The sequence below is a fragment of the Methanocalculus sp. genome, from assembly GCF_030651615.1.
Classification (GTDB): Archaea; Halobacteriota; Methanomicrobia; order Methanomicrobiales; family Methanocorpusculaceae; genus Methanocalculus.
In genome coordinates, this window is record NZ_JAUSCG010000243.1 from 1 (window position 1) to 4,566 (window position 4,566).

Annotated in this window: 5 protein-coding genes; 4 read left to right on the top strand and 1 reads right to left on the bottom strand. The window is 53.7% G+C overall.

All coding sequences use genetic code 11. The features are described 5' to 3' along the window. The 4 genes from Q7V06_RS10235 to Q7V06_RS10250 all read left to right on the top strand — a co-directional run. Window positions 1-1,211: SLC13 family permease (locus tag Q7V06_RS10235; protein ID WP_304841130.1), on the top strand; the 1,211-nt coding region annotated here is incomplete at its 5' end. A 16-nt stretch (window positions 1,212-1,227) separates the two neighbouring features. Continuing rightward, on the top strand, window positions 1,228-2,592 hold the full coding sequence (locus Q7V06_RS10240; protein ID WP_304841131.1) for a rhodanese-like domain-containing protein: 1,365 nt from the start codon (window positions 1,228-1,230) through the stop codon (window positions 2,590-2,592). 13 nt (window positions 2,593-2,605) lie between these two features. Then, on the top strand, window positions 2,606-3,130 hold the full coding sequence (locus tag Q7V06_RS10245; RefSeq protein ID WP_304841132.1) for a YeeE/YedE thiosulfate transporter family protein: 525 nt from the start codon (window positions 2,606-2,608) through the stop codon (window positions 3,128-3,130). A gap of 11 nt (window positions 3,131-3,141) precedes the next feature. Next, complete coding sequence (locus tag Q7V06_RS10250; RefSeq protein WP_304841133.1) at window positions 3,142-3,699, top strand: DUF6691 family protein; 558 nt, start codon at window positions 3,142-3,144, stop codon at window positions 3,697-3,699. A 6-nt stretch (window positions 3,700-3,705) separates the two neighbouring features. Here Q7V06_RS10250 and Q7V06_RS10255 read toward each other — a convergent pair whose 3' ends face one another. Then, window positions 3,706-4,509 carry a class I SAM-dependent methyltransferase gene (locus Q7V06_RS10255; protein ID WP_304841134.1) on the bottom strand — a complete coding sequence of 268 codons (804 nt, stop codon included), beginning with the start codon at window positions 4,507-4,509 and terminating at the stop codon, window positions 3,706-3,708. Between the last annotated feature and the right edge of the window lie 57 nt (window positions 4,510-4,566).

The following is a 4,566-nucleotide window of genomic DNA, read 5'->3' on the forward strand; positions in this document are numbered from 1 at the left end:
TTGCCCTCTTTGCCCTCTTTGGCACCGGTATCCTCCCAAAGAAGGAAGAGCGTCCCCCTGGCCCCACAATCGCTGAGATCTGGGGGATCGATCACCCGGTACGAACGTGTACAATCCCTCCTTCATCACCTTTTGTTGGAAAAACACGGGAAGAGGCGTTCTTCAAGGTTCGTTACGGTCTTGATCTCCTTGCGGTCCGGACATACAGGGATATTACAGTCGCACCCTCACGTTCAACACGGCTTGAGCCGTCACAGGAGCTTGCCTTCCTTGGATCAGAGGAGAGCTATACACAATTCATCAGAGACTCAGGCTGTATCCCATCTGGAGATGATAGCGGTTTAAAAGAGATCCTGGATGGCGAAGGGTTTGGTTTTGCTGAACTGACCGTCCGGCCGAAGGCTTCGATCATCGGGAAGACCCCCCGTGAGATCGGGATTCGGCAGAAGTTCTCTATTGAACCGATCCTTCACCTGAGCGGGGAGACCGAGACACGCGCAGACTTTTCAGACATCCCTCTATCGGCAGGAGATACCATAGTCGCCTTCGGATCATGGGATACTCTCCGGCTCCTTGCCGGAAACCGTGATCTCCTCCTCCTGACGCATCCTGAAGGCGAAGAGATGCGGATTGGAAAAGGTCACCTCGCGGTTCTGATCTTTACCGGAGCACTTGCACTCACCATGACCGGTGTCCCGCTCTCACTTGCACTCCTCACCGGAGCGGCGGCGATGGTGATCGCGGGTGTACTCACCATAGACGAGGCATACCGTGCAATCGAATGGAAGACCGTCGCCCTGATCGCCGGTCTCATACCCCTTGGGATCGCGATGGAGAAGAGCGGGGCTGCCGCACTCATCGCAGGTACTTTAATCGAATCTCTTGCCGGCACCCACCCCCTCATCATCATGGCAGCTGTTGCCATCCTCACAACCATCCTCTCGCTGATCATCTCAAATGTCGCGGCAACCGTTCTGCTCGTTCCGCTTGTGATGCTGATGGGTGCCGGAACCGGGATCGATCCCCGTGCACTCGCCCTCCTGGTGGCAGTCTGTGCCTCAAACTCCTTTATCCTCCCGACCCATCAGGTGAATGCACTCCTGATGGGGCCAGGCGGTTATACAACCAGGGACTTCCTCAAGGCAGGGAGTGTCATGACGGTGATCTTCATCGCTATTGCCACAACACTCATTTACCTCCTCATCGCATAGAGCAGTTGAAGCGCCTATGATCATCCAGCATTTTTTCATCCCGGGCATCGCCCATAGCTCATATATCGTTGCAGGAAACAAATCCTGTGCCGTCATCGATCCGTCACGCGATGTCGGCCGGTATATCAATTATGCAAAGGAGAATGGTCTTTCGATCACCCACATCCTGGAGACGCACCTGCATGCTGACTTCATTTCAGGCCATCTCGATCTGGCTGATCTGACCGGAGCAGCAATTTATGCACCAAAATCCGGGAACTGCGCATTTCCCCACGTCCCGGTTGCCGAAGGCGATCAGATCGAGCTTGAGGATATGCGGTTCTCAGTGATCGACACCGCCGGTCACACTCCGGAACATATCTGCTATATCGCTACTGACACAGCCCGTGGAGAGACACCGGTTGCCCTCTTCTCAGGTGACACACTCTTTGTCGGCGATGTAGGGAGACCTGATCTCTTTCCGGGAAGAGCGGAAGAGCTTGCATCGTCTCTCTATGTGAACCTCCACACCAAGATCATGACGCTCCCCGATGAATGCGAGGTCTATCCGGCACATGGGATGGGGTCCCTCTGCGGAAGGGCAATGGCAGCAAAGAGGACGAGCACGATCGGATACGAGAAGAGGTATAACTATGCCCTCCTGATCAGGAGCAAAGAAGAGTTTGTAAAGGCACTCACCTCCGGGATGCCTGCTGCACCGGACCACTTCGCACGATGCTCTGCGATCAACAGGGCAGGACCTGCCCTGATGCGAACGCTTCCACAACCCATACCGATCGAGCAGAAAGCCTTCGGAGAGAAGATCAGGGGCGGCGCTCTCCTGCTGGATGTACGGAGCTACCCGGCGTTTTCAGGCGTCCATATCCCAAAATCCTGGCATATCGACCATTCCGGAAACTTCGCCACACAGGCGGGGTGGATCCTCCCCCCAGATCAGGAGATACTCCTCGTCGCTGAGGAGAGGAGCCAGGCGGAAGAGGCGGCACTTCAGCTCCGCCGTGTCGGGTTTGACAGAATATCCGGTTTCCTCGGGGGAGGTTTACTTGCCTGGGGCACTGCAGGGCTGCCGATCGCCCGTGTCCCGGTTATCCCGCCGGAAGAGGCAGATGACCTTGTCCGGTCAGGGAAGGCGATTCTGATCGATGTCAGGTCACAGGAGGAGTGGGATACTGCACATGCAGAGAAATCCATCCATATCCCATGGCATGACCTGAGAAGACGGCACAAAGAGCTTGATCCCACACGCCATTACATAGTAATGTGCAGAGGCGGCCAGCGGGCAAGCATCGCAGCAAGCATTCTGAAGAGGCATGGATTTGGAAGGGTGCTGAATCTCGGTGGCGGCTACACCGCATACCAGCGCGCCGGTTTTGCACCATGAGAGGGCAGATACGATGATCGAATGGTTTACGATGGCGACATGGTCGCCGTATATCGTCGGTGCAGGAATCGGGGTCCTTATCTGGTTTACATTCCTCCTCTCCGACCGACCCCTTGGGTGTTCGACTGCATATGCAAAGACCGCAGGTATGGTGGAGACAGGGATCTCCCACGAGAAGGCAGAATCGATGCCGTACTACCAGAAGTTCACGCCAGCAGTTGACTGGCAGTGGATACTGGTCATCGGGATAATAATCGGGGCATTCATCTCGGCATACCTCTCCGGCACCTTCTCGGTGCTGGTTGTTCCTCCGCTCTTTGCAGAAACATTTGGGGGAGATGCGGTATTCAGGGGAGTCATTGCACTCTTCGGCGGCATCCTGATGGGTATTGGCGCACGCTGGGCAGGCGGCTGCACATCCGGTCATGGAATCTCAGGAGCACTTCAACTATCGCTTGCGAGCTGGGTTGCTGCATGCTGCTTCTTCATCGGTGGAATTCTGGTTGCAGGCATGATCTATGGGTTTTCGTTCATCTGAGGGTGAGAGAGATGACATTTGATGCACTCAGATCCAATAAAAATGCCCAGATCGTCCTTGGACTCTTCTTCGGGATTATATTCGGATTCCTCCTCCAGAAGAGTGGGGTGACAGAATACGGGGTGATCCTCGGTCAGCTCCTCCTCACTGACTTCACGGTGGTGAAGGTGATGCTCTCAGCCATCATCGTCGGGATGATCGGTGTCTATGCGATGAAAGCTGCAGGGCTTGTTAATCTCCACTACAAGGTGGGATCAATCGGAGCAACCATCATCGGAGGGTTGATCTTCGGAGCAGGGTTTGCGATCCTCGGGTACTGCCCGGGCACTGTTGCCGGGGCAGTCGGATCAGGTGCTGTGGATGCACTCATTGGTATGATCGGCATTGTGATAGGCGCAGGAGTCTTCGCCAGGCTCTACCCCCGGCTGAACCGCACCATCCTAAACCGTGGTGTCTTCCCGGCAGAGACGATTCCCGAACTTATCGGGGTTAGGCCCATGATTGTTGTCGCAGGTGTTGCGGTATTGATCGTTGGAGTGCTGTACCTGCTGAATTTTGCGGGTCTATAAATAAAATCAGGGGGTATCGGGGTCGGATTCCTTCCTCGCCTCTATTTCAAGTCGTGATACCGGGAGAGTGACCGAGCCATCAGATGCCAGTGGATAGAGTGTATGGTACTCCTGAGTAATTGCGGTTACAAGCCGGTCAGACTGATCCTTTGGCACTTTCGCCAGTAGCGAATGCCAGACATCTCGTATCCAGGTTTCAAATGAAGCATCTCCTGAGAAGAGGATCGTTCTGGGGAAGAGATCAACCCGAATCGTATAGAGATATGCTTCATCACAAAGCTCCATCACCTCATCTTCGGTTGGAAGAGGGGAAAACCGATAGCCGGTACAATACTCTTTCCAGGGCTCCAGAGAGAGGAGAGCATTTACCTTTGAGATGATATGATCAGATGATCCTTTACCTTCCATCTGAAGAAGGAGTCGTCCGCCCGGGGTGAGAAGACGATGAATTCCTTTATATAATGTGTCAGAAAGCGATGCTTCACTCACCAGATTATGAGAGAAGACGACATCAAACTCATTCTCAAATGTGAGATGATCAAAATCAGCGGCGGAAAATTGGATATTGTTATACCGGTTTGGAAGAGATGTCACCTTCTCCGTCCGGATCTGATCTCCTGATGCATCAACACCAAGCACACTTCCCCTCGGCAGGCAGGCGGCGATTGCAGCAGTCACTATACCATCACCTGAACCGATATGAAGCACCCGTTCATTCCCTTTCAGAGCGAGTTTAATAATCAGCTCTCTGATCAGGATCTCCGGAAGTACGGCACGGGGTCCAGAATTTTCATCTTTCCTTGCATTCATCCTATCAACAGATGAGATTGACCCGGATCATGATAAAATAGATATATTTGGTTTTTT